Annotated in this window: 23 protein-coding genes and 1 pseudogene; 13 read left to right on the top strand and 11 right to left on the bottom strand. The window is 71.9% G+C overall.

Annotation, left to right across the window (positions count from 1 at the left end; all coding sequences use genetic code 11):
• The first annotated feature begins 206 nt into the window (after positions 1-206).
• Positions 207-929 carry a polyprenol monophosphomannose synthase gene (locus ACH4SI_RS05095; protein WP_398293897.1) on the top strand — a complete coding sequence of 241 codons (723 nt, stop codon included), beginning with the start codon at positions 207-209 and terminating at the stop codon, positions 927-929.
• Positions 930-1,015: 86 nt separating this feature from the next.
• Positions 1,016-1,207, top strand: a complete 192-nt coding sequence (locus ACH4SI_RS05090) for a Rho termination factor N-terminal domain-containing protein (protein WP_398292722.1) — start codon at positions 1,016-1,018, stop codon at positions 1,205-1,207.
• Positions 1,208-1,219: 12 nt separating this feature from the next.
• Here the strand turns inward: ACH4SI_RS05090 and ACH4SI_RS05085 are convergent, their stop codons facing one another.
• The 6 genes from ACH4SI_RS05085 to ACH4SI_RS05060 are packed head-to-tail and all read right to left on the bottom strand — an operon-like array spanning position 1,220 to position 5,045.
• On the bottom strand, positions 1,220-3,034 hold the full coding sequence (locus tag ACH4SI_RS05085; RefSeq protein WP_398292721.1) for a complex I subunit 5 family protein: 1,815 nt from the start codon (positions 3,032-3,034) through the stop codon (positions 1,220-1,222).
• A gap of 4 nt (positions 3,035-3,038) precedes the next feature.
• The gene (locus tag ACH4SI_RS05080; protein ID WP_055556990.1) at positions 3,039-3,383 is read right to left on the bottom strand and encodes a sodium:proton antiporter; all 345 of its coding nucleotides are present in this window, start codon (positions 3,381-3,383) and stop codon (positions 3,039-3,041) included.
• A 27-nt stretch (positions 3,384-3,410) separates the two neighbouring features.
• Complete coding sequence (locus tag ACH4SI_RS05075) at positions 3,411-4,154, bottom strand: MnhB domain-containing protein (RefSeq protein ID WP_398292717.1); 744 nt, start codon at positions 4,152-4,154, stop codon at positions 3,411-3,413.
• Positions 4,151-4,432, bottom strand: a complete 282-nt coding sequence (locus ACH4SI_RS05070; protein WP_398292715.1) for a Na(+)/H(+) antiporter subunit B — start codon at positions 4,430-4,432, stop codon at positions 4,151-4,153. Before ACH4SI_RS05070 ends, ACH4SI_RS05075 begins: the two co-directional genes overlap by 4 nt.
• Positions 4,429-4,884: an MrpF/PhaF family protein gene (locus ACH4SI_RS05065; protein WP_398292713.1), complete on the bottom strand. Its 456-nt coding sequence runs from the start codon at positions 4,882-4,884 to the stop codon at positions 4,429-4,431. The genes ACH4SI_RS05070 and ACH4SI_RS05065 overlap by 4 nt, the downstream gene beginning before the upstream one ends.
• A complete protein-coding gene (locus ACH4SI_RS05060) occupies positions 4,881-5,045 on the bottom strand; it encodes a hypothetical protein (RefSeq protein WP_398292711.1) in 165 nt (54 codons plus the stop codon). Before ACH4SI_RS05060 ends, ACH4SI_RS05065 begins: the two co-directional genes overlap by 4 nt.
• 128 nt (positions 5,046-5,173) lie before the next feature.
• On the opposite strand from ACH4SI_RS05060, the gene fxsA reads away from it, so the two are divergent.
• Complete coding sequence (gene fxsA, locus ACH4SI_RS05055) at positions 5,174-5,779, top strand: FxsA family membrane protein (RefSeq protein ID WP_398292709.1); 606 nt, start codon at positions 5,174-5,176, stop codon at positions 5,777-5,779.
• A gap of 72 nt (positions 5,780-5,851) precedes the next feature.
• Here the strand turns inward: fxsA and ACH4SI_RS05050 are convergent, their stop codons facing one another.
• Positions 5,852-6,229: an RNA polymerase-binding protein RbpA gene (locus ACH4SI_RS05050; protein WP_009713547.1), complete on the bottom strand. Its 378-nt coding sequence runs from the start codon at positions 6,227-6,229 to the stop codon at positions 5,852-5,854.
• Between the two features lie 256 nt (positions 6,230-6,485).
• On the bottom strand, positions 6,486-7,106 hold the full coding sequence (locus ACH4SI_RS05045; RefSeq protein ID WP_398293895.1) for a YitT family protein: 621 nt from the start codon (positions 7,104-7,106) through the stop codon (positions 6,486-6,488).
• Between the two features lie 195 nt (positions 7,107-7,301).
• Between ACH4SI_RS05045 and ACH4SI_RS05040 the strand changes: the two genes are divergently transcribed.
• Positions 7,302-8,864 carry a PLP-dependent aminotransferase family protein gene (locus tag ACH4SI_RS05040; RefSeq protein WP_398292707.1) on the top strand — a complete coding sequence of 521 codons (1,563 nt, stop codon included), beginning with the start codon at positions 7,302-7,304 and terminating at the stop codon, positions 8,862-8,864.
• Positions 8,865-8,881: 17 nt separating this feature from the next.
• Here the strand turns inward: ACH4SI_RS05040 and ACH4SI_RS05035 are convergent, their stop codons facing one another.
• Together ACH4SI_RS05035 and ACH4SI_RS05030 are read right to left on the bottom strand one after the other, a co-directional pair.
• Positions 8,882-10,486, bottom strand: a complete 1,605-nt coding sequence (locus ACH4SI_RS05035) for a hypothetical protein (RefSeq protein WP_398293893.1) — start codon at positions 10,484-10,486, stop codon at positions 8,882-8,884.
• Between the two features lie 7 nt (positions 10,487-10,493).
• Positions 10,494-10,688: a hypothetical protein gene (locus ACH4SI_RS05030; protein ID WP_039936790.1), complete on the bottom strand. Its 195-nt coding sequence runs from the start codon at positions 10,686-10,688 to the stop codon at positions 10,494-10,496.
• 210 nt (positions 10,689-10,898) lie between these two features.
• On the opposite strand from ACH4SI_RS05030, the gene ACH4SI_RS05025 reads away from it, so the two are divergent.
• From ACH4SI_RS05025 to ACH4SI_RS05010, 4 genes and pseudogenes are all read left to right on the top strand, one after another.
• Positions 10,899-11,318 carry an ankyrin repeat domain-containing protein gene (locus tag ACH4SI_RS05025; protein WP_398292703.1) on the top strand — a complete coding sequence of 140 codons (420 nt, stop codon included), beginning with the start codon at positions 10,899-10,901 and terminating at the stop codon, positions 11,316-11,318.
• A 143-nt stretch (positions 11,319-11,461) separates the two neighbouring features.
• Positions 11,462-12,295: pseudogene (locus tag ACH4SI_RS05020) on the top strand (family 16 glycosylhydrolase); the annotation flags it as partial.
• 46 nt (positions 12,296-12,341) lie between these two features.
• Positions 12,342-13,610, top strand: a complete 1,269-nt coding sequence (locus tag ACH4SI_RS05015; protein ID WP_398292701.1) for an amidase — start codon at positions 12,342-12,344, stop codon at positions 13,608-13,610.
• A gap of 36 nt (positions 13,611-13,646) precedes the next feature.
• Positions 13,647-13,955 carry a hypothetical protein gene (locus ACH4SI_RS05010; RefSeq protein WP_398292699.1) on the top strand — a complete coding sequence of 103 codons (309 nt, stop codon included), beginning with the start codon at positions 13,647-13,649 and terminating at the stop codon, positions 13,953-13,955.
• A gap of 46 nt (positions 13,956-14,001) precedes the next feature.
• Here ACH4SI_RS05010 and ACH4SI_RS05005 read toward each other — a convergent pair whose 3' ends face one another.
• Entirely contained in the window at positions 14,002-15,171 is a 1,170-nt protein-coding gene (locus ACH4SI_RS05005) for an ROK family protein (RefSeq protein WP_398293891.1), read from the bottom strand.
• 174 nt (positions 15,172-15,345) lie between these two features.
• On the opposite strand from ACH4SI_RS05005, the gene ACH4SI_RS05000 reads away from it, so the two are divergent.
• The 5 genes from ACH4SI_RS05000 (at position 15,346) to ACH4SI_RS04980 (ending at position 20,336) form a co-directional block, all read left to right on the top strand.
• The gene (locus ACH4SI_RS05000) at positions 15,346-16,242 is read left to right on the top strand and encodes a carbohydrate ABC transporter permease (protein WP_398292697.1); all 897 of its coding nucleotides are present in this window, start codon (positions 15,346-15,348) and stop codon (positions 16,240-16,242) included.
• A 16-nt stretch (positions 16,243-16,258) separates the two neighbouring features.
• Positions 16,259-17,206: a carbohydrate ABC transporter permease gene (locus ACH4SI_RS04995; protein WP_398292695.1), complete on the top strand. Its 948-nt coding sequence runs from the start codon at positions 16,259-16,261 to the stop codon at positions 17,204-17,206.
• A 9-nt stretch (positions 17,207-17,215) separates the two neighbouring features.
• Positions 17,216-18,595 (top strand): ABC transporter substrate-binding protein, encoded by a 1,380-nt coding sequence (locus ACH4SI_RS04990; protein WP_398292693.1) that lies wholly within the window; start codon positions 17,216-17,218, stop codon positions 18,593-18,595.
• Positions 18,596-18,609: 14 nt separating this feature from the next.
• Positions 18,610-19,806: a Gfo/Idh/MocA family protein gene (locus tag ACH4SI_RS04985; RefSeq protein ID WP_398292691.1), complete on the top strand. Its 1,197-nt coding sequence runs from the start codon at positions 18,610-18,612 to the stop codon at positions 19,804-19,806.
• 74 nt (positions 19,807-19,880) lie between these two features.
• The gene (locus ACH4SI_RS04980; protein WP_398292689.1) at positions 19,881-20,336 is read left to right on the top strand and encodes a peroxiredoxin; all 456 of its coding nucleotides are present in this window, start codon (positions 19,881-19,883) and stop codon (positions 20,334-20,336) included.
• Positions 20,337-20,384: the final 48 nt, after the last annotated feature.

Below are 20,384 nucleotides of genomic sequence, written 5' to 3'. Positions count from 1 at the left end.
AACCTGATGAATCGCCTCGCGGGCGGAGAAGCGAACAGTCGGATGCCGTGAGCGACGCACGCGAGGCCGACCAGCCGCGCCGCAGCGAGGCCGAGGAGCCGACCACCGAGGCCGGGGGGCCCGGTACCGAGGACGAGGGTCCGGAGCCGCGCCGCACCGCCCGGGACGACGGGGGACGGCGGAAGTACGGTCCGCTCGGCACCGTCCTGGTGATCATTCCGACCTACAACGAGGCCGAGAACATCGCGCCGATCGTCGCCCGGGTCCGGGAGTCCGTACCGGACGCCCACATCCTCGTCGCCGACGACAACAGCCCGGACGGCACCGGCAAGGTCGCCGACGAGCTGGCGGTGGAGGACGACCACGTCAAGGTCCTGCACCGCAAGGGCAAGGAGGGCCTGGGCGCCGCCTATATGGCGGGCTTCCGCTGGGGCATCGAGCACGGATACGGCGTCCTGGTGGAGATGGACGCGGACGGCTCGCACCAGCCCGAGGAACTGCCCAGGCTGCTCACCGCGCTCAAGGGCGCGGACCTGGTGATCGGCTCGCGCTGGGTGCCGGGGGGACGGATCGTCAACTGGCCCAAGTCCCGCGAGTTCATCTCCCGCGGCGGCAGCACGTACTCCCGGCTCATGCTCGACGTGCCGATCCGCGACATGACGGCGGGTTACCGGGCCTTCCGCAAGGAGACCCTGGAGGGGCTCGGCATGGAGGCCGTCGCCTCCCAGGGCTACTGCTTCCAGATCGACCTGGCCTGGCGCGCCGTCAAGGCGGGCTTCCACGTCATCGAGGTCCCCGTCACGTTCATCGAGCGCGAGCGCGGTGAGAGCAAGATGAGCCGGGACATCGTCACCGAGGCGGCCTGGCGCGTCATGTCCTGGGGCGTGGGCTCGCGGGTGAACAAGCTGCTGGGCCGCAAGGAGCCGTAGCCGCCCCGGGGCCGTGCGCGCTCGGAGTAGTCCCACGGGCGGCGGTCCGTCACCTGCCGGACACTGAAGGCGGAAGGAGGCGGAACATGCCCAAGACGCCCATGAAGAGCAGCAAGAGCGCACAGCGCAGGACGATGGCCCCCAAGGGTGCGAAGTCCGGCGGCATGGAGGCGCGTACCAAGGAGGACCTGTACCGCGAGGCCCGGAAGGCAGGGATCGAGGGCAGGTCGCAGATGTCGAAGAGTCAGCTGATCTCCGCGCTGCGCCGCAACCGCTGACACTTCGGACCCCTAGCGGATCCCCGGGACGGTCAGCGCGGTCAGCAGTGCCGTCCCGGCGACCATCCAGGCGACGTAGTCGCCGACGTGCCCGGACTGCAGCCGCCGTACGGGCGCGAACAGCGCGACCGCCCCGGTGTGGGCGGGCCGCCGCACCGCCAGGGTGGCCAGGGTGACGGCGAGGGCCGTGGAGAGCAGCCCGAGCAGGATCCCGGCCGCCGACCAGTGCGGCGGCGCGAACGCCGGGGCGGACGCCGCGCGTCCGTCCAGCACCGCGTGCCGGTAGCCGGAGCCGTCGGCGAACAGCGCCCCGGCCCGGCCGGTCGCCGACGCCAGCGGCGGGACCAGCCCGACCGCCAGCGCCCCGGCCAGCAGCGCCGCCGTGACGGCGAGCATCGGCACCGGGACGCGCACGAGGCGGCCGCCGGTCTCCGGCTCCTCCTCGCCCGTGGTCTCCGGGCCCGCGCCCCGCTCGTCGTGCGGCGGCCGGCCCGCCCCGGCGAAGACCCGCAGGCCCACCCGCAGCACCGCGCCGCCGGTCACCGCCGACACCAGCACGTACAGCGCGGGCAGCCAGCCCGCCGTATGGACGGCGGCCTCCTCCGCGACCGCCTTGCCGAGCCCCGGCCCGAACGGCGGCAGCCCGGACAGCGCCAGGCCGCCCACCGTGAACAGGACCCCCACCAGGCGGAGTTCCCGGGCCTTCCCGTACAGCTCGTGCTCGTCGACGGAGGCGTACCGGTCCAGCAGTATGCCCGCGCACGCGAACAGGGCCGCCTTCACACCCGCGTGCCCGGCGACGTACAGCGCCGTCCCGGAGACGCCGTCGGGGGAGAGCACGGCCAGACCGGTCAGGAACAGCCCGGTGTGGGCCACCGTGGAGAACGCCAGCAGCCGTTTGAGATGGCGCTGCTGCCAGCACATGAGCGCGCCCAGCACGGCCGTGAGCGTGCCGAGGGCCAGCAGCGCGTGGGTGACGGCGGGGTGCGCGAGGCCGCCCGGGCCCGCGAAGACCGTCCAGTAGACCCGGCCGACCCCGTACACGCCCAGCTCCACCATGACGCCGGACAGCAGCATGCACACGGGCGTGGGGGCGACCGCGTGCGCGTCGGGCAGCCAGAAGTGGAAGGGCACCGCGGCCGCCTTCACCAGCAGACCGGTCGTCACCAGGACGAACGCGGCGAGCACCAGGGCGTCCGGCGGGCGCGTGTCCAGCGCCCGCCCGAGCTGGGCGAAGCCCAGCTCCCCGGTGCGCGCGTACAGCAGCGTGATGCCCAGCAGCATGCAGTACGCGCCGAGGGAGTTCACCACGCCGAAGGCCAGCGCCCCCTGGAGCGGCTTCGGCTCCTCCACCCGGAAGCCGGTCAGCGCGTACGCGACGACGCCCATCAGCTCGAAGAAGACGAACGCGTTGAACAGGTCCCCGGTCAGCGCGAAGCCGCACATGCCCGCCTGGAAGAGCAGGATCAGCGCCGGGAAGGAGCCGGCGTGGTGGGCGGGCGGCTCCTCGAAGTAGCGCCAGGAGTAGACCAGGACGGCCACCACCAGCAGCGAGACCAGCGCCGCCAGCCCGGTGCCCAGCGGATCACCCACCAGCACGATGCCCACGCCCTCGCCGTGCACCGGGTGCCAGCCGCCCACCCATTCCACGGGCCGGTCCGTGGAGTGCCCCGCCAGGATCAGCGCCAGTACCGCCGTGAGGGTGGCGAAGGCGCAGCCCAGGACGTCGGAGGCGAGCCGGGGCAGCCGCCGCCCGGCGGCCACCAGCACCGCCGCGCCGAGCAGCGGTACGGCGACGACCAGCGGCAGCAGCCGCGCGGTGTCCATCCGGTCAGCCCTTCAGCTCGGACAGCGCGTCCGGGTCGACCGTGCCGTGCCGTTTGCGGAGCTGGACGACGAGGGCGAGCAGCAGCGCGGTCACCGTCGCGCCCACCACGATGTCGGTGAGGGCGAGCGCCTGGACCACCGGGTCGACGACGCGGCTGTCGGTGGGCGCGTCGGAGAACACCGGGGCGGTGCCGCCGCGGCGGTAGCCGACGCCGAGCAGCAGGACGTACGTGGAGGACTGGGCGACGGCCAGGCACCCCACGGCGTGGATCAGGTTCCGGCTGGTCACCAGCCCGTACACCCCGATGAGGAAGATCCATCCGGCGATCAGGTACGGCAGGACCGTCACACCCGCTCCTTTCCGTCGTCTCCGTTGTCACTGGTGTTTGTCACTGGCGTTTTCGATCTCCACGGCCTGGTCCAGGAACCGGGCCAGCAGGACGACGATCCCGCTGGTGACCTCGATGCCGACGGCCGCGTTCAGCAGGATGACCGTGCCGCCGGAGGACAGGGTGGCGAAGGTGCCGAGGGGGAGGACGTTGGCGAGGAACGCCGACCCCGCGAGGACCGCCCCGAGCCCGGTGACGACATAGGCCGCCTCGCCGACGGCGTCCCCGATCTCGTACAGGGCGACCGGCCGGACGCGCTCCAGCGCCCGGTAGTCGGCGGCGAGGTAGAGGAGGTGCAGCGCGGTGGCCGTGACCACCCCGCCCTGGAAGCCGCCGCCCGGGCTGACCTGGCCGTGCGCGATCACATAGAGGCCGACGAGCATCGCGAGCGGCAGCATCGGCAGCGCGAACCAGCGCACCCGGGGATGCACCACGTCGGGCGCGGGCCGCTTGCGCTCCTCGTCGGCGGTCTGGCGCAGCAGGACGATGGTGCCGAGCACCGCGCCGAACAGGATCGTCTCCTCGCCGAGCGTGTCCAGGGCGCGCAGGTCGAAGTTGACGGACGCGATCACGTTGGCCGTGTGGTGGCCGAGGGCGGCGCGCACGGCCCGCTCCCCGTAGGGATGGTGAGCGCTGCCGAACGGCGGCAGGGCGAAGCAGGCGGTGGCGAACAGCGCCGCGAAGACGGCCGCTCCCGCCAGGAAGAGCCACAGCCGGCCGCGGGCGCTCATCGCCCGCGCTCGCGTTCGCCGGGATCGCCCGGCTCGTCCCCGGGGCGGCGGCGCACCTTCCGTACGGTCAGCAGGATCATCAGCGGGGTCACCGCGGAGCCGACCGCGAGCTGGGACAGCGCGACGTCCGGGGCCTGGAGGAACGTGAACAGCAGGGCCAGCGCCAGCCCGAGGAACGAGAGCACGAGCGCCTGCCGCACCGGGTCGCGGTTGAGCACGGCGGCGGTGGCGGCGCCCGCGACCAGCAGCAGCGCCACGACGATCAGGGCATCGGTCATGCCGTACGGCCCCCGTTCGCCGGGCCCTTGCCGGGGCGCCCGCCGCCCGCGCTGGTCACCACGCTGCCCGCGATCAGCAGCGCCCCGATGAGCAGCAGCTTCCCCATGGCCCGGCCGGGCCCGGTCGCCACGCACAGTGGCAGCACGATCGCCGGGACCCCGAGCAGGGCCGTCCGGCGCACCAGCCGGGAGCTGGGCAGGACGCCGAGGAAGCGGGCGTAGATCAGCGTGCCGGTGGGCCCGAGCACGGACAGGACGAGCGCCACGTCCACGTACGCGGGGCGGCCGAAGCCCTGCGCGGCGGGGAGCAGCGCCAGACCGCCCAGCAGCGAGCTGAGGTTCTGGGCGATCAGCCGGTCCCCGGGCGCTCCGCGGGAGATCCACCACAGCACCGGTACGAGGGCGAGCAAGGGCACCAGCGCCACCAGCAGCCAGCCGTCGGCCGCGGTCACCGCCCCGTCACCACCCGGCGCGCGGCGCGGGCGACGAGGGCGGTGGGCAGCGCGGCGGCGGCGCCCACCATGACCTCCAGGGAGTCGACGGTGCTGATGAGCACCAGCCAGACCCCGGTCAGCACCAGCCACCAGGCGAGCACTTCGAGCACACCGGCCATTCCGCCACCTCCGCGGCGGCGGGTACCCGGACCGCCGCCGCCGATTCCCTGTGGATTCACGTCCGGGCCTTTACGGATCCACGGCCCCGGGGTCCGTGCGGTGCCCGGGCCCGGGCACACTTGGAGGCATGATGACCGGCGCATCCCCACAGAGCGACCCGACCCGCCCGAAGCGCAGCCGTGCCCGCACGTTCGTACCGCTGGGCATCGCCGCCTGGCTGGTGCTGGAGATCTGGCTGCTGACCCTGGTCGCGGGGGCGGCCGGCGGGTTCACCGTCTTCCTGCTGCTGGTCGCGGGCGCGGTCGGCGGCGCGGCCGTCGTCAAGCGGGCGGGGCGCCGGGCCTGGCAGAACCTGGCCCGGACCATGCAGTCGGGCGCCGAGCCCGCCGAGCAGCCGGGGCGCACCGGCAACTCGTTCACCATGCTCGGCGGGCTGCTGCTGATGATCCCGGGGCTGCTCTCGGACGTGGCCGCGCTGCTGTGCCTGTTCCCGCCGACGGCGGCGCTGCTGCGGCGGCGCACCGAGGCCGCGCTGTCGCGCCGGATGGGCTACACGCCGGGCTCGCTGGGCGTCGCCTTCGGGCCGGGCGGGCCGGGGCGGCAGCCGGGTGCGGGTCCGGCCGAGGGCTCGCCTGACGGCCAGGTCATCCAGGGCGAGGTGGTCCGTGATGACGACGGGAGCCGGAACCACGGCGCGAGCCGGAACGAGGTCGTCCGCGACGACAAGGAGTGAGGGCGCGACAAGGGCCGGGGCCACTGCGCAAGCAGTGGCCCCGGCCCTTGTGCGTCAGTACTGCCGTGCGGCTCAGGCAGACTTACGGCTAGTGTCGCGCGGATGCACGGCGATGTTCATGGCACCGGAGCGCAGGATCGCCAGCCGCTCGGCCAGCACCTCCTCCAGCTCCTCACGGGTACGCCGCTCCATGAGCATGTCCCAGTGCGTGCGCGCGGGCTTGCCCTTCTTCTCCTCAGGACCCTCGCCGTCCACCAGGAGTGCCATGGCGCCGCACGCCTTGCACTCCCACTCCGGCGGAATCTCCGCCTCTACCGAGAAGGGCATCTCGAATCGATGTCCGTTCTGGCATGCGTACTCCACCGCCTGGCGCGGGGCCAGATCGATGCCGCGGTCGGTCTCGTAGCTGGTCACCACGAGTCGCGTGCCGCGAAGAGCTCGCTCACTCATGAATCGTGCCTCCCGGGCTTCTCGCCCACAGGACAGGTGTCGCTGTCGTCGTCATCCGGTCAACGTCCGGTCGGCGGTGAAGATTCCCGTACTGGGACATGCGTCGCCCGTCGTGCCGCCCCGTTGTTCTACCCACAGGCGCCCGGTTTGTCACATCTGGCAGCAGATGTCACCCAGCGTTTCTCATGCTTAAGCGCGCAGTAACGGTCCGCCTGGTGGGCCAAGGGCGTACACTACCGCTCCACGTCCGCGAGGGCTAAATCAGGTCACGGATCGGACTCCGTGAACCGCCCCGCGCGACCACCGCTGAACTCTCCGTCGTCCCGCCGGGAGCGCCCCCGGCCGCGTCGCCGGTGGCCGAGGGTATCGCGAACAGGCCCAGGAAGTACTGCGAAAGCGGTCCGATGGCCAGCGCGTACAGTACCGTACCCACCCCCACCGAGCCGCCCAGCGCGAATCCCGTCGCCAGCACCGCCACCTCGATCCCGGTCCGCACCAGCCGGACCGACCGGCCGGTGTGCTGATGCAGCCCTGTCATCAGGCCGTCCCGCGGCCCCGGGCCGAAGCGCGCCGAGATGTAGAGGCCGGTGGCCGCGCCGCCCACCACGACCGAGGCCACCAGCAGGGGAATGCGCAGCGCCAACGCGTCCGGCTGCGGCAGGAGCCACAGGGTGGCGTCCACCGTGATCCCGATCACCATCACGTTCGACACCGTGCCGAGCCCCGGCCGCTGCCGCAGCGGAATCCACAGCAGGAGCACCGCGGCCCCGACGATGATCGTCACCGTGCCGAACGACAGCGGGGTGCGCTTGACGATCCCTTGGTGGAACACGTCCCACGGGTCGAGCCCCAGCGCGGCGCGTACCTGGAGCCCCATGCCCACGCCGTACAGCACGAGCCCTCCGTAGAGCTGGACGAGACGACGGGCGAGCCGGGATCCCCCCGAGGGTTCCTTGGACAACGCGTACTCCCAGGTGTGAGTGGACTGGTGCCATTGGTCGGTGGCATGTCACTCTGATGCCTGGAAACAGGCCAGTTCCATGGCCAATCCGGGAAAGGTGGACCGCATTCGATGAGCCCGTGGACCTCCGCGGTAGGGGCACCTCAACTGGCCCGCCTGCTCGGCTCCCAGCACATCCGCGACGCGACGGCCGCGAGCCCGGCGGCCGCCCCCGCCGCCACCGGCCCGGCCGCGAGGCCCGCCGCCTCGCTGGGCGGCGGCCGCCGCGTCCCCGCCTACCGCGCGCTCGCCGACGGCGTACGGCTGCTCCTGCTGGAGGGCCGGGTTCCGGTCGCGGCCCGCCTCCCCGCCGAGCGCGAACTCGCCACGGCGCTCGCCGTCAGCCGCACCACCGTCGCCGCCGCCTACGAGGCGCTGCGCGGCGAAGGGTTCCTGGAGTCGCGGCGCGGCGCCGGCAGCTGGACGGCGATGCCCGCCGGAAGCCCGCTGCCCACCCGCGGACTCGACCCGCTGCCCCCGGAGGCCGCCGCCTCCGTCATCGACCTCGGCTGCGCCGCGCTCCCCGCCCCCGAGCCCTGGCTGACCCGCGCGACGCGCGGTGCCCTGGACGAGCTGCCGCCGTACGCCCACACCCACGGCGACTACCCCGCGGGCCTGCCCGCCCTGCGCCAGGCCCTGGCCGACCGCTACACCGCACGCGGCGTACCGACCATGCCCGAACAGATCATGGTCACCACCGGCGCCATGGGCGCCGTCGCCGCCACCTGCCGGCTCATGGTCCGCACTGGTGAGCGCGTCGCCGTCGAATCGCCCAGCTACGCCAATGTGCTCCAGCTGATGCGGGAAGCGGGCGCCCGGCTGGTGCCCGTCGCGATGGGCGACCACCTCACGGGCTGGGAAATCCCCGCCTGGCGCCAGGTCCTCGGCGCCGCCGCGCCCCGCATGGCCTACGTCGTCGCGGACTTCCACAACCCCACCGGCGCGCTCGCCACCGAGGAGCAGCGCCGCGGCCTCGTGGACGCCGCCCGCGCGGCCGGTACCGTCCTGATCGCCGACGAGACGATGGCGGAGCTGCGGCTGGACGACGACGTCGAGCTGCCCCGCCCGGTCTCCGCGTTCGACCCGGCGGGCAGCACCGTCGTCACCGTCGGCTCCGCGAGCAAATCCTTCTGGGCGGGCCTGCGCATCGGCTGGGTCCGGGCCGCGCCCGAGGTCATCCGCAGCCTCGTCGCCGCGCGTGCCTACGCCGACCTGGGCACGCCCGTCATCGAACAGCTCGCCGTCGCCTGGCTGCTGAACACCGGCGGCTGGGAGGAGGCTATTCGGATCCGCCGCGCGCTCGCCCGCGACAACCGGGACGCGCTCGTGGCCGCCGTACGACGGCACATCCCCGACTGGGAGTTCACCGTCCCGCACGGCGGCCTCACCCTCTGGGCCCGCACCGGCGGACTCTCCGGCTCCCGCATCGCGGAGGTCGGCGCCCGGCTGGGCGTCCGGGTCCCCTCGGGCCCGCGCTTCGGCGTGGACGGCGCCTTCGAGGGCTACGTCCGGTTGCCGTTCACGGTGGCGGGCGCGGTGGCCGACAAGGCCGCCGAGCGTCTGGCGGCCGCCGCGGACCTGGTGGCGACGGGCGCCACGACGGAGGCGGAGACCCCGCGCACCTGGGTGGCCTGACAGCCGCCGCGGCGGGGTCACCCCTTCGTGGCCACCACCCGCTCGCCCGGGGAGCCCGCCTCCGGCTCCGGCAGCAGCCGCAGCACCGCCCGCCGCTGCCCCTCGCTCGTCGCGTCGTCGTACGGATCGGGCGTGGCCGGTACCTGGAGCCGGTGCACCGGGCCCGCGCCCAGCCGCGCGTACCCGCGGCCCGCCGGTACCTCCGGCACCGGGGTGGTGGGCGGCGGGGCGCCCAGCACGGCGGTGGTCTGTTCGAGCGAGGCCGGGCCGAGGACCACCCGGGCGCGGGTGTGGAAGCGTACGGCCTCGCTCAGGGTCTCCGCCGCGTCGAGCTGATCGGCCACCACCACCCGTACGTTCGCCGCCCGCCCGTGCCGCAGCGGCACCTGGAGCAGCTCCTGCGGATCCGTACGGCCGTCCGCCGCCGCCACATGGCTGAGCGCCGACGGCCGGTCCAGCACGATCCACAGCGGGCGCTGGACGTCCTCCGGCGGCGGGTGGCCGAACTGGCGGGCGCGGTTGGCGGCGAGCAGCCGCCGTTCGGTCTCGTGCCCGGCCCACTCCAGCGTTGCCAGCACCCCGGCGAGCCCGCATTCGACGGCCAGCACCCCGGCCCGGCCGCCGAGGCATGCGTACTCGCCGGTTCCGCTGCCGTCCACCACCAGCACATCGCCGTGCGGCAGCGCCTGGAGCAGGATCGAGCGGAGCAGCGTGGTGGTGCCGCTGCCGGGGCGGCCGAGCGCCAGCAGATGCGGTTCGGTGGAGCGCGGCCCGGTGCGCCAGACGACGGGTGGCACGTCCCGGGTCGTCGCCGCGTCGGCCGTATCGCCCGCGCCGGAACCGTCCTGAGCCTCGGTCGTCTCGTCGTCGACGCCCTCCAGCACCGGCAGCGTGAGCGGCACGGATGACGCGTCCGTGAAGCCGAGCACCGTCTCGCCCGGCGCGGTCACGAAGCGCTGGGCGCAGATCGCGGTGGACAGGGCGGGCAGCACCGTCAGGGTGAGCCGGTTCGCCTCCTCGTCCCAGGTGAACAGGTACTCCCGGTCGCGCCCGGACTTCGCGTACAGCAGCTGTTCGACGCGGGCCCGCGAATCGGGCTCGCCGTCCGTGAAGTACGCGGGGTACCGCAGCCGCAGCCGGGTCAGCCGGCCGTCCTCGTCGAAGTCGAACGACTCGAAGGGGTGCGACCACTCCCCGCCGTGGCGGTAGAGCGGGTCCGGATCCTCGGCGGCGGCGAAGTACGGCACCAGCGCCTCGTAGATCAGGCGCAGCCGCTCGGTCCCCTCGGCGCAGGGCCCGGGGGAGGCGGGGGCGCGCGTCCGCCCGGCCCAGCCCGCGGCGCCGAGCAGGCCGAGCGCGGAGGCCAGCGGCCCGTACGGCAGCAGGAAGACGACGAACACGCAGGCGGCCGCGACGAAGAACGCGGGCCCCCGCTGTTCGCCCGGAAGCTCTGCCCACCGGCGCCGCGCGCCGGCGGCGAGCACCCGCAAGCCCCGGGAGAGGGCGAGCAGCGGATGGAACACGTCGGCGGCGCTGTCGGCCGCGGTGCGGACGAACTCACGGCCGCGGCGGAACGGGGCATGCCCGGCGCCGCCGATGCGGAGCCGGGGGAGCGATGGCAGGCCCACGTCAGATCTTGATCCCGCCCAGCAAACTGGCGAGGCTCGCGCCGCCGGCCTTGATGCTCGGGGCGATGGCGGTGCTCGCGAGGTAGAAGCCGAAGAGGGCGCACACGACGCCGTGGGATGCCTTGAGGCCGTCTTTGCGGAAGAAGATGAAGACGACGATGCCGAGCAGGACGACACCGGAAATGGACAGGATCATCTCGGTCTCCTGGCTGGTGGGGGCTCTCACCGTGAGTCATTCCAGGGTCACAGCATGTATCGATCCGGGGAAAGGTGCAAATGGGGGGATTGGCGGCGCAAGCGCAACAATGGTCACGTGCCGGTGATCACATGCACACGTGGCGCGTGCGCGGGTAGCGGCATGCACAGGCAGTGAACGCACAGCTAGCGAAGGCGGAGGCGATACGCGATGAGCGCACCGAACCCCGAGAGCGAACCCGCTCACGACCCGGAGGTGCTGCAACTGGCGGCCAAGGTCTTCGACCTGGCCCGGCACGGTGACACGGATACGCTCGCCGCCTACGTGGACGCGGGCGTGCCGGCCAACCTCACCAACGACAAGGGTGATTCGCTGCTCATGCTGGCCGCCTACCACGGCCACGCCGCGGCCGTGTCCGCCCTGCTGGAGCGCGGCGCCGACCCCAACCGCGTCAGCGACCGGGGGCAGACGCCCATCGCCGGGGCGGCCTTCAAGGGGGAGGAGGAGGTGCTGCGGGTTCTGCTCGCCGCCGGCGCCGACCCGCGCGCGGGTTCCCCCTCGGCGGTCGACACGGCGCGCATGTTCGGGCGGGCGGACCTGCTCGAACTGTTCGGGCCCGCGGGCTCGTAGTTTTTGTCGGGCCGATTGGGCGAGGTTGGTCCAGACCTGTTGACATGAATGGCGCCGCGCTGGAGATTATGCGCGCACCTTCCCTCCCGGAACCGGCCCCGCGCCGGTTCCGGGATCCCCCACACAGGAAGGCGATCGGCGCCATGCGAAGAACGCTGCGCACCACCCTGGCCGGTCTGCTCTCGGTGACCGCGCTCGCCGCCACCCCGTGGTTCACCGCCCCGGCGGCCGCGGGGGCGCGCACCCCCACCGCCGCCTTCACCGAGAATTTCGACGGCCCGGCGGGCGGTGCGGTCGACGGCGCCCGATGGGGCTACGAGACCGGTGACAACGTCAACAACCATGAGCGGCAGTACTACACGGACGGCACGAAGAACGCCGCGCTCGACGGTCGGGGCAACCTCGTCATCACCGCCCGCAAGGAGAACCCCGCCAACTACAACTGCTGGTACGGCCGTTGCGAGTACACCTCCGCCCGCCTCTCCACCGCCCGCACCTTCACCACCGCCTACGGCCATGTCGAGGCGCGCATGAAACTGCCGCGCGGCCAGGGCATGTGGCCCGCGTTCTGGATGCTCGGCAACGACATCGGCAGCGCGGGCTGGCCCAACTGCGGTGAGATCGACGTCATGGAGAACGTCGGCTACGAGCCGAGCACCGTCCACGGCACCATCCACGGCCCCGGCTACTCCGGCTCGGGCGGCATCGGCGCCGGGTACACCCTGCCGGGCGGGGCGAAGTTCGCCGACGCGTTCCACACGTTCGCCGTCGACTGGTCGCCCAACAAGATCACATGGTCGGTGGACGGCAACGTCTACCAGACCCGCACCCCCGGCGATCTGAACGGCAACCGCTGGGTCTTCGACCACCGCTTCTCTCTCATCCTCAACCTCGCGGTCGGAGGCTACTGGCCCGGCGACCCGGACGGCGGCACCACCTTCCCCCAGCAACTGGTGGTCGACTACGTGAAGGTGACGGGCGGCAACTGACGCCCTGCCCCAAGCGGCCGTAACCTGGCCCTTCATGGACACCTGCGACCGGATCGAGGCCGCCGATCACCGCATACGGGCCTTCGTCCCCGAGCCCGGCCGTCGGACACGGCTGCGGCGCGAGGCGCGGTCGGCGGCCGAGCGGTGGCCCGATCCCGCCGACCGGCCGCCGCTGTACGGGGTGCCGGTGGGCGTCAAGGACATCGTGCGCGTCGACGGGCTGCCCACGCGCGCCGGTTCGGCCGTCCCCGCCGAGGCGCTGGCCGGTCCGCAGGCGTCGCTGATCGACCGGCTGCGGGCGACGGGCGCGCTGGTGGCGGGCAAGACCGTCACCGCCGAGTTCGCCGTCACCGCGCCCGGTCCGACCCGCAATCCGCACGACGTGGGCCACACTCCCGGCGGCTCCAGCAGCGGTTCGGCGGCGGCCGTCGCCGCGGGCATGGTGCCGCTCGCCATCGGTACGCAGACGATCGGCTCGGTGATCCGCCCGGCCGCGTACTGCGGCGTCGTCGGCTTCAAGCCGACCCACGGCCGCATCCCGGCCGACGGCGTCATCCCCAACGCACCGACCTTCGACACGGTGGGCCTCTTCGCCCCGGACACCGCCGGGCTGAGCCCGGCGGCGGGCGTCATGTGCGACGACTGGCGGCCCGGCCCGGACGGCGGGCGCCCAGGGGACGGCGGGCGGCCGGGGGAGGGGCGGCGGCCGACGCTCGCCGTGCCGACCGGCCCGTACCTCGCGCGGGCGGAGACGGAGGCGGCGGACGCCTTCGAGGAGCAGACGCGGCGGCTGGCCGACGCCGGATTCCCGGTGCGCCGGGTCCCCTTCCCGGCCGACTTCGCCACCCTGGTCGCCTGGCAGCAGGTGATCGGCCGCTACGAGGCCGCCCGCACCCACGCCGAGTGGTTCCCGCGCTACGGCGAGCTGTACCGGGAACAGACCGCCGCGAAGATCCGGCGGGGGCAGCGGATCGGCCCCGAGACGTACGCGTCGGCCCTGCGCGACCGCGACCAGTACCGGGACCGGCTGCTCGCCGCGATGGACGAGGAGGGCATCGACCTGTGGATCGCCCCGGCGGCCACGGGCCCGGCGCCGCGCGGCCTCGCGAGCACCGGTGAATCGATCATGTCCCTCCCCTGGAGCGTCGCCGGAGTGCCGGTCCTCGGCCTGCCCGCAGGCCGGGCCGCCAATTCCCTCACGCTGGGCGTGCAGTGCGTGGCCCGGCCGGGGGCGGACGAGCGGCTGCTGGAGTGGGGCCCCGGAATCGAGTTGGTCCTCGGCGGCCCTTGCGCACCCGTATGATCGGTATCCAGTCCCATGTACCGAGTTGGGGGCGCGATGTCTGCCACGTGGTGGCTTATGCAGGGCGAGGCCACGGTCGGCGAGTTACGGCAGTACGGAGTCGACCAGCCGGTATTCCTGTGCCACTTCACGCCCGGCCCGGCGTGGGAGAACGCGCGGGACAAGTTCGAGTCGTGGTCGGCGCTGCGCGGCCCGGACCCTGACGGCAGCCGTACCGCCCAGGTCATCAGATCCATCATGGACCTCGAACTGCGGCTGGTCCCCGCGGACGGCAGCCCGTCGATGGCGCTGTTCACGGAGTGCATCCTGCGGATCGACGGTCACACGGCCCGGCTGCGCTACTGACCCCCGTCTCTGCTACTGAAACGCCCGCGACCGGGCCGGGGGCCGGCTAGCCGTCCGTCTTGCCGAGGACGAGCACCTGGATGGCCAGCACGGCGGCCCCCCGCGCCCAGTCGTTGAAGTCGGAGACCTTGGTCTCCAGATCGACCGGATCCGCCAGCGGATGGCGATGGGCGGCGATGGCCCGCTGGATGGTCTCGCCCGCCACGTCGACCAGGCCGACCCCCTCCCCGGCGAGCAGGATCTTCTGCGGCATCGCGAAGTTCGCGATCTGCGCCACCAGAACGCCCAGCCCCCGCGCCGCCTCGTCGATCACCCGGCCGGTGACCGGGTCGCCGGATGCGGCGAGGGCGAGGATGCCGGGATAGTCGATCTCGCGGCCCAGCGCGGCCTGCACCTGGTAGCGGATGCTCGGGATGGACAGGAGGGCCACCGCGCTGCCGCGCTCCCCGTCCGGGGTGAGGGGGCCGTTCGGATCGATGATCCAGCGCTTGCCGACGCCGTGGCCGTCCTCCGAACCGCGGACCAGGGTGCCGCCGATGACCAGGCCGTATCCGATGCCCGCGCCGATCGTGAGCACGACGAAGCGGTCCAGCCCGCGCCCCGCGCCGAACCAGGTCTCGGCCTCGGTGAGGGCCACGACATCGTTCTCCACCACCACCGGCAGCCCGGTGCGCCGCTCCAGCAGGTCGGCGAACGGGACGTCGTCCCAGTCCAGGAAGGCGGAGTCGACGACGGTGGACCGGCCCCGGACATGGCCGCCCACGCCGACGCCGATCCCGGCCAGCCGGGGGAAGTCGCCCCTGAAGTCCCGGACGAGGTCCTGGAGGAGATCCGCGATCTCCTCGGGGTCATGGGTACCGAGCGGACGGGTCCGCTGGGCCACGACCTCGCTCTTGAGCGTGGTGACCACCCCGTACACCGCATCGCCGGTGATCTTGAACCCGGCGAAGTAACGGGACTCGGCCACGATGTCCAGCGGCTGGGAGGGACGCCCCTGCCCGCTGGGCCGGACCGGACGGGACGAGGACGGCCACGCCTCCTCGATCAGCAGCCCGGACTCGATCAGCGGTTTGGTCAGCCGGGTGAGGCTGCCCGCCGACAGATCCAGCCGTCTGGCGATCTCACCGCGGGAGAGCGGGCCGTGCATCAGCACTTCGATCGCCACCGCCCGCTCGGCGGGACTCAGTGGTGCCCAACTGGCCGCCAGCGCACTCATCGAGCCGTCGTCATTCACATCCTGGAGCCTATATATGTTTCCTGGCGAAAACAATGGCGGGGCTGAGGGCTGTGGACAACGGCCTCACGGCGACTTATGCACAGGTCTTGACAGCTCTATTTTTTCGTCACGAAACTAATCGGCCATGGACCACGTCATGGACAAAGGAGTCTTATGGCCATCGCCTCGCCCCAACGCGAGGGCGCCCGCGGCGACGGGCTTCTCGCGGCAGCGTTCATCGCACCCGCCTTCTTCGGGTTCCTCGTCTTCCTCCTCTGGCCGACCCTCCGCGGCATCTATCTGAGCTTCACCCGGTTCAACCTGCTGACCCCGCCGGAGTGGGTGGGACTTGACAACTACGTGCGCATGGTCAACGACCCCGTCTTCTGGGACTCGTTGCGCGTCACCGTCCTCTACGTGGTCATGAACATCGGCGTGCAGACGGTCGTCGCCCTGCTCATCGCCGTCCTGATGCAGCGGCTGACCCAGTCGGCGCTGGTGCGCGGCATCGTGCTCACTCCGTATCTGGTGTCGAACGTCGTCACCGGCATCGTCTTCCTGTGGATGCTCGACACCCAGCTCGGCATCGGCAACCAGATCCTCGGCGCCCTCGGCCTCGGCCACATCGCCTTCTTCGGGAGCCAGGGGTGGGCGATCCCCACCATCGCGCTCGTCAACGTCTGGCGGCATGTGGGCTACACGGCCCTGCTGCTCTTCGCCGGGCTCCAGGCGATCCCCAAGGACATGTACGAGGCGGGCCGGATCGACGGGGCGGGGGAGTGGCGGATGTTCTGGCGGATCTCCCTGCCGCTGCTGCGGCCGATCCTCGCGCTCGTGCTCATCATGACCGTCATCGGGTCGTTCCAGGTGTTCGACACCGTCGCGGTCACCACCGCCGGCGGCCCGGCCAACGACACCAACGTGCTCCAGTACTACATCTACGGCGCCGCGTTCGGGCGCTTCCAGTTCGGCTACGCCTCGGCGATGTCCGTCGCGCTGCTGATCGTCCTCAGCGTGATCACCATCGTCCAGTACCGGCTCACCAAGGCCGGCCAGACCGACCTCGGCTAAGCCCAGGGAGCCCGTCATGGCATTGGCGACATCCACGAAACTCGGTGCCCCCAGCCCGGCCACCACCCGGCCAGCGCTCAGGGCGCGGCGCAGGCCCACACCCGGCCGCGTCCTCGCCTGGATCCTCATGGGCGGGGTCATGGTGGTGACGCTCTTCCCCTTCTACTGGATCCTGCGCACCGCGCTGTCCACCAACACCGCGCTCGCCGCCCACCCCTCCTCCCTGCTGCCCGTCGACATCAGCCTCGGCGGCTTCGCCCGGGTCTTCGGCCTCCAGAGCACCAAGGAGGCCCTCGCCCAGGGCGGCTCGGGCGCCGGCCTCAACTTCTGGCGCTATCTGCTCAACTCGATATTCGTCTCGACCCTGATCACCGGCTGCCAGGTGCTGTTCTCCGCCATGGCCGCCTACGCCTTCGCCCGCCTGAAATGGCGCGGCCGGGACACCGTGTTCGGGCTGGTGCTCGCCGGGCTCATGGTGCCCGCCGTCTTCACCCTGCTGCCGAACTTCGTCCTCATCAAGCAGCTCGGCCTGATCGACAGCCTGCTGGGCATCGCGCTGCCCACGATGTTCATGACGCCGTTCGCCGTCTTCTTCCTCCGCCAGTTCTTCATGAACATCCCCGCGGAGATCGAGGAGGCCGCGCTGCTGGACGGCGCGGGGAAGGTGCGGGTCTTCTTCCGGGTCATCCTGCCCATGGCGGGGGCGCCGATCGCGACCCTCGCCGTCCTCACCTACATGACGTCATGGAACGACTACTTCTGGCCGCTCATGGTGTCCTACAGCGACAGCTCCCGGGTGCTCACCGTCGCGCTGAGCGTCTTCCGCGCCCAGTCGCCGCAGACCGGCATGGACTGGGCCGGGCTGATGTCGGCGACACTGGTCGCCGCGCTCCCCATGCTCCTGCTCTTCGCCGCGTTCGCCCGGCGCGTCATCAACTCCGTCGGCTTCACCGGAATCAAGTAGGAGGCAGCGATGGCCACGGCACGAACCCTCCGCACCCTCCGCACCGCGGTCGCGCTCGGCGGAGCCGCCGCGCTCACCCTCGCGGCGGGCTGCGCACCCCAGGGCTCCACCTCGGCCTCCGCGCAGCGGACCGTCAGCTACTGGCTCTGGGACGCCAATCAGCTGCCCGCCTACCAGGCGTGCGCGAAGGACTTCGAGAAGAAGAACCCCGGGCTCAACATCAAGATCACCCAGATGGGCTGGGACGACTACTGGACCAAGCTCACGGCTGCCTTCATCGCGGGCACCCAGCCCGACGTCTTCACCGACCACGTCTCCAAGTTCGGCCAGTTCGCCGACCTCGGCGTGCTCGCCCCGCTCGACGAGTTGCCCGCCACCAAGGGCATCAAGAACGCCGACTACCAGCCCAGCCTCGGCGCCTCCTGGATCGGTCAGGACGGCCATCGCTACGGCGCCCCGAAGGACTGGGACACCGTCGGCCTCTTCTACAACAAGAAGATGACCAAGGCCGCCGGGGTCTCCGCCAAGGACCTCAACTCGCTCGCCTGGAACCCCGAGGACGGCGGCAGCTTCGAGAAGACCATCGCCCACCTCACCGTCGACCGGAACGGGGTCCGGGGCGACGAGCCGGGCTTCGACAAGAACCACGTCCGCACCTACGGCCTCGCCACCAATGACGCGGGTCAGTCCGACGGCCAGACCCAGTGGAGCGCCTTCGCCGGCTCGGCCGGCTGGTTCTACACCAACAAGCGGATGTGGGGCGATCACTACAACTACGACCAGCCCACCTTCAAGAACGCCATCCGCTGGTACTTCGGGCTGGCGAAGAAGGGATACCTCGCACCGTTCACGGACTTCTCCGACTCCAACGGCCCCGACGTGCAACTCGGTTCGGGCAAGGCCGCCATCGCGATGCACGGCTCCTGGATGATCTCCACCTTCGCCGGGCTGAAGGGCGTGGACGTCGGCACCGCCCTGACCCCTGTCGGGCCGTCCGGCCACCGCGCCACCATGATGAACGGCCTCGCCGACTCCATCAGCAAACACGCGAAGAACAAGGAGGGGGCCGAGAAGTGGGTGGCCTATCTCGCCTCGAACGCGTGCCAGAAGGCGGTCGGTGAACACGGGATCGTCTTCCCCGCGACCCGGGCGGGCACGGCGAAGGCCGTGGCCGCGTACAAGAAGGAAGGCATCGACACCACCGCCTTCACCAAGCCGGTCGCCGACCGCACCACCTTCCCCTTCCCCATCACCGACTACGCCGCCGACATCCAGGCCATGATGACCCCCGCGATGCAGGACATCTACGCCAACGGCGCGTCGGTGTCGGGCGTGCTCGACCGCACCAACGACCAGATCAACTTCCTCTTCGACCAGGATCACTCCTGATGAAAGGGCCCTCCATGCCGTTCACCCTTGGCATCGTCGGCGCCGGGCAGTTCGCCGGCCAGTTCGCCAAGCTCTTCCAGGCCCACCCGGGCGTCGGGGACGTCACCGTCACCGATCTGCTGCCCGAGCGCGCGGACCGGCTGGTCTCCCAGTACGGGCTGGCCGGGACCCACCCCACGTTCGAGGCCATGCTGGAGTCCGACGTGGACGCCGTCGCGCTGTTCACCCAGCGCTGGACCCACGGCCCCCTCGTCGTCCAGGCCCTGCGTGCGGGGAAGCATGTGTACTCCGCCGTGCCGATGGCGGTCAGCGAGCAGGAGATCGCCGCCATCATCGACGCCGTCCGGGAGACCGGGCTGACGTACATGATGGGCGAGACCAGCCAGTACAACCCCGCCACCGTCTACGCCCGGCAGAAGATCACCGAGGGCGGCTTCGGGCGGCTCTTCTACGCCGAGGGCGACTACGTCCACGACATGGATCTCGGCTTCTACGAGGCGTACCAGTACAGCGGCGGCGAGAACTGGAAGTCCACCGCCAGCTATCCGCCGCTGCACTACCCGACCCACTCGGTCGGCGGGGTGCTGGGCGCCTGGCAGACGCACGCGGTGAGCGTATCCGCGATAGGCGTCCGTGACGAGCGGGGAGACGGCGTCTTCGACCGGGAGGTCAGCCAGTTCGACAACGACTTCTCCAACGCGACCGCGCTCTTCGAGGCCGCCGGGGGCGGGTCGTTCCGCATCAATGAGTTCCGCCGGGTCGGCTACCCCTCGCACATCCGTGAGTCGCGGTTCCGCTTCTTCGGCACCGAGGGCAGTCTCGAACAGCTCGCGACCGTCAGCTTCTGGCAGGACAAGAAGGGCGTCGAGGACGTCTCCGCACACCTCCAGCCCGCGCCGACCCTGTCCGCCGACGATCCGTCGCTCGCCGAGGTCGCCCCCGCGCTGCGGGACGCCTTCACCTCGGGCAGCGCGCCCGTGCACGACCGCTCGCGGCTGCCGAAGGAGTTCGCCGAGCTGCCCAACGGGCACGAGGGCAGCCACCACTTCCTCGTCGACGACTTCGTCACCGCCGTCAACACCCGCACTCTGCCCACGGTGAACGCATGGGTCGCGGCCCGCTACACCCTGCCGGGCATCGTCGCCCACCAGTCCGCGCTCCGGGGCGGCGCCCGCCTGGACATCCCGGACTTCGGCGACGCCCCCGCGTAAGCCCTGACCGGTGCCCCGGACCGCCGGAGGGATCTCCCCACCCGCCGGCGGTCCGGCCGTATAGCTTGATCCTCATGGACATCGGTGATGTGGTCGAGGACTTCGAACTTCCCGACGAGAGCGGTGACATCCGCACCCTGAGCGGTTTGCTCGCGAAGGGCCCGGTCGTGCTCTTCTTCTATCCGGCGGCCTTCACGCCCGGCTGCACGAAGCAGGCCTGCCATTTCCGCGACATCGCGGCGGAGTTCAGGGAACTGGGTGCCGAACCGGTCGGCGTCAGCGCCGATGCGGTCGAGAAGCAGGCGGAGTTCGCGCGTGCGTTCTCCTTCGGCTATCCGCTGCTGTCGGATCCGGAGGGGACGGTGCGGGAGCGGTTCGGGGTGAAGCGCGGTATCGCGGCCGTACCGACCAAGCGGGTCACCTTTGTGATCGACACCGACCGCCGGGTGCTGGAGATCGTCAAGAGCGAGTTCCGGATGGCGGTGCACGCGGACCGGGCGCTCGACGCGCTCCGGCGCCGGGCGGGGTAGCCCGGGGCCGTCCGGCGAACCGGCTGCCCGGCGCGGGCGCGAAAACAC

It is taken from the genome of Streptomyces sp. NPDC021212 (genome assembly GCF_044332925.1).
Lineage (GTDB): Bacteria > Actinomycetota > Actinomycetes > Streptomycetales > Streptomycetaceae > Streptomyces.
This window is presented reverse-complemented; position numbering and strand designations above follow the sequence as displayed.

Bases quoted from the DNA above. Each gene is read 5' to 3' on its own strand.
- ACH4SI_RS05075 (WP_398292717.1), bottom strand. From the start codon at position 4,154: ATGAGCGCCCGCGGCCGGCTGTGGCTCTTCCTGGCGGGAGCGGCCGTC.
- ACH4SI_RS05025 (WP_398292703.1), top strand. From the start codon at position 10,899: ATGAGCGCACCGAACCCCGAGAGCGAACCCGCTCACGACCCGGAGGTG.
- ACH4SI_RS04980 (WP_398292689.1), top strand. From the start codon at position 19,881: ATGGACATCGGTGATGTGGTCGAGGACTTCGAACTTCCCGACGAGAGC.
- ACH4SI_RS05050 (WP_009713547.1), bottom strand. From the start codon at position 6,229: ATGAGTGAGCGAGCTCTTCGCGGCACGCGACTCGTGGTGACCAGCTAC.
- fxsA (WP_398292709.1), top strand. From the start codon at position 5,174: ATGATGACCGGCGCATCCCCACAGAGCGACCCGACCCGCCCGAAGCGC.
- ACH4SI_RS05040 (WP_398292707.1), top strand. From the start codon at position 7,302: ATGAGCCCGTGGACCTCCGCGGTAGGGGCACCTCAACTGGCCCGCCTG.
- ACH4SI_RS05085 (WP_398292721.1), bottom strand. From the start codon at position 3,034: ATGGACACCGCGCGGCTGCTGCCGCTGGTCGTCGCCGTACCGCTGCTC.
- ACH4SI_RS05045 (WP_398293895.1), bottom strand. From the start codon at position 7,106: ATGGGGCTCCAGGTACGCGCCGCGCTGGGGCTCGACCCGTGGGACGTG.
- ACH4SI_RS05030 (WP_039936790.1), bottom strand. From the start codon at position 10,688: ATGATCCTGTCCATTTCCGGTGTCGTCCTGCTCGGCATCGTCGTCTTC.
- ACH4SI_RS04985 (WP_398292691.1), top strand. From the start codon at position 18,610: ATGCCGTTCACCCTTGGCATCGTCGGCGCCGGGCAGTTCGCCGGCCAG.
- ACH4SI_RS04995 (WP_398292695.1), top strand. From the start codon at position 16,259: ATGGCATTGGCGACATCCACGAAACTCGGTGCCCCCAGCCCGGCCACC.
- ACH4SI_RS05070 (WP_398292715.1), bottom strand. From the start codon at position 4,432: ATGACCGATGCCCTGATCGTCGTGGCGCTGCTGCTGGTCGCGGGCGCC.
- ACH4SI_RS05000 (WP_398292697.1), top strand. From the start codon at position 15,346: ATGGCCATCGCCTCGCCCCAACGCGAGGGCGCCCGCGGCGACGGGCTT.
- ACH4SI_RS05010 (WP_398292699.1), top strand. From the start codon at position 13,647: ATGTCTGCCACGTGGTGGCTTATGCAGGGCGAGGCCACGGTCGGCGAG.
- ACH4SI_RS05060 (WP_398292711.1), bottom strand. From the start codon at position 5,045: ATGGCCGGTGTGCTCGAAGTGCTCGCCTGGTGGCTGGTGCTGACCGGG.
- ACH4SI_RS05015 (WP_398292701.1), top strand. From the start codon at position 12,342: ATGGACACCTGCGACCGGATCGAGGCCGCCGATCACCGCATACGGGCC.
- ACH4SI_RS05005 (WP_398293891.1), bottom strand. From the start codon at position 15,171: ATGAGTGCGCTGGCGGCCAGTTGGGCACCACTGAGTCCCGCCGAGCGG.
- ACH4SI_RS04990 (WP_398292693.1), top strand. From the start codon at position 17,216: ATGGCCACGGCACGAACCCTCCGCACCCTCCGCACCGCGGTCGCGCTC.
- ACH4SI_RS05090 (WP_398292722.1), top strand. From the start codon at position 1,016: ATGCCCAAGACGCCCATGAAGAGCAGCAAGAGCGCACAGCGCAGGACG.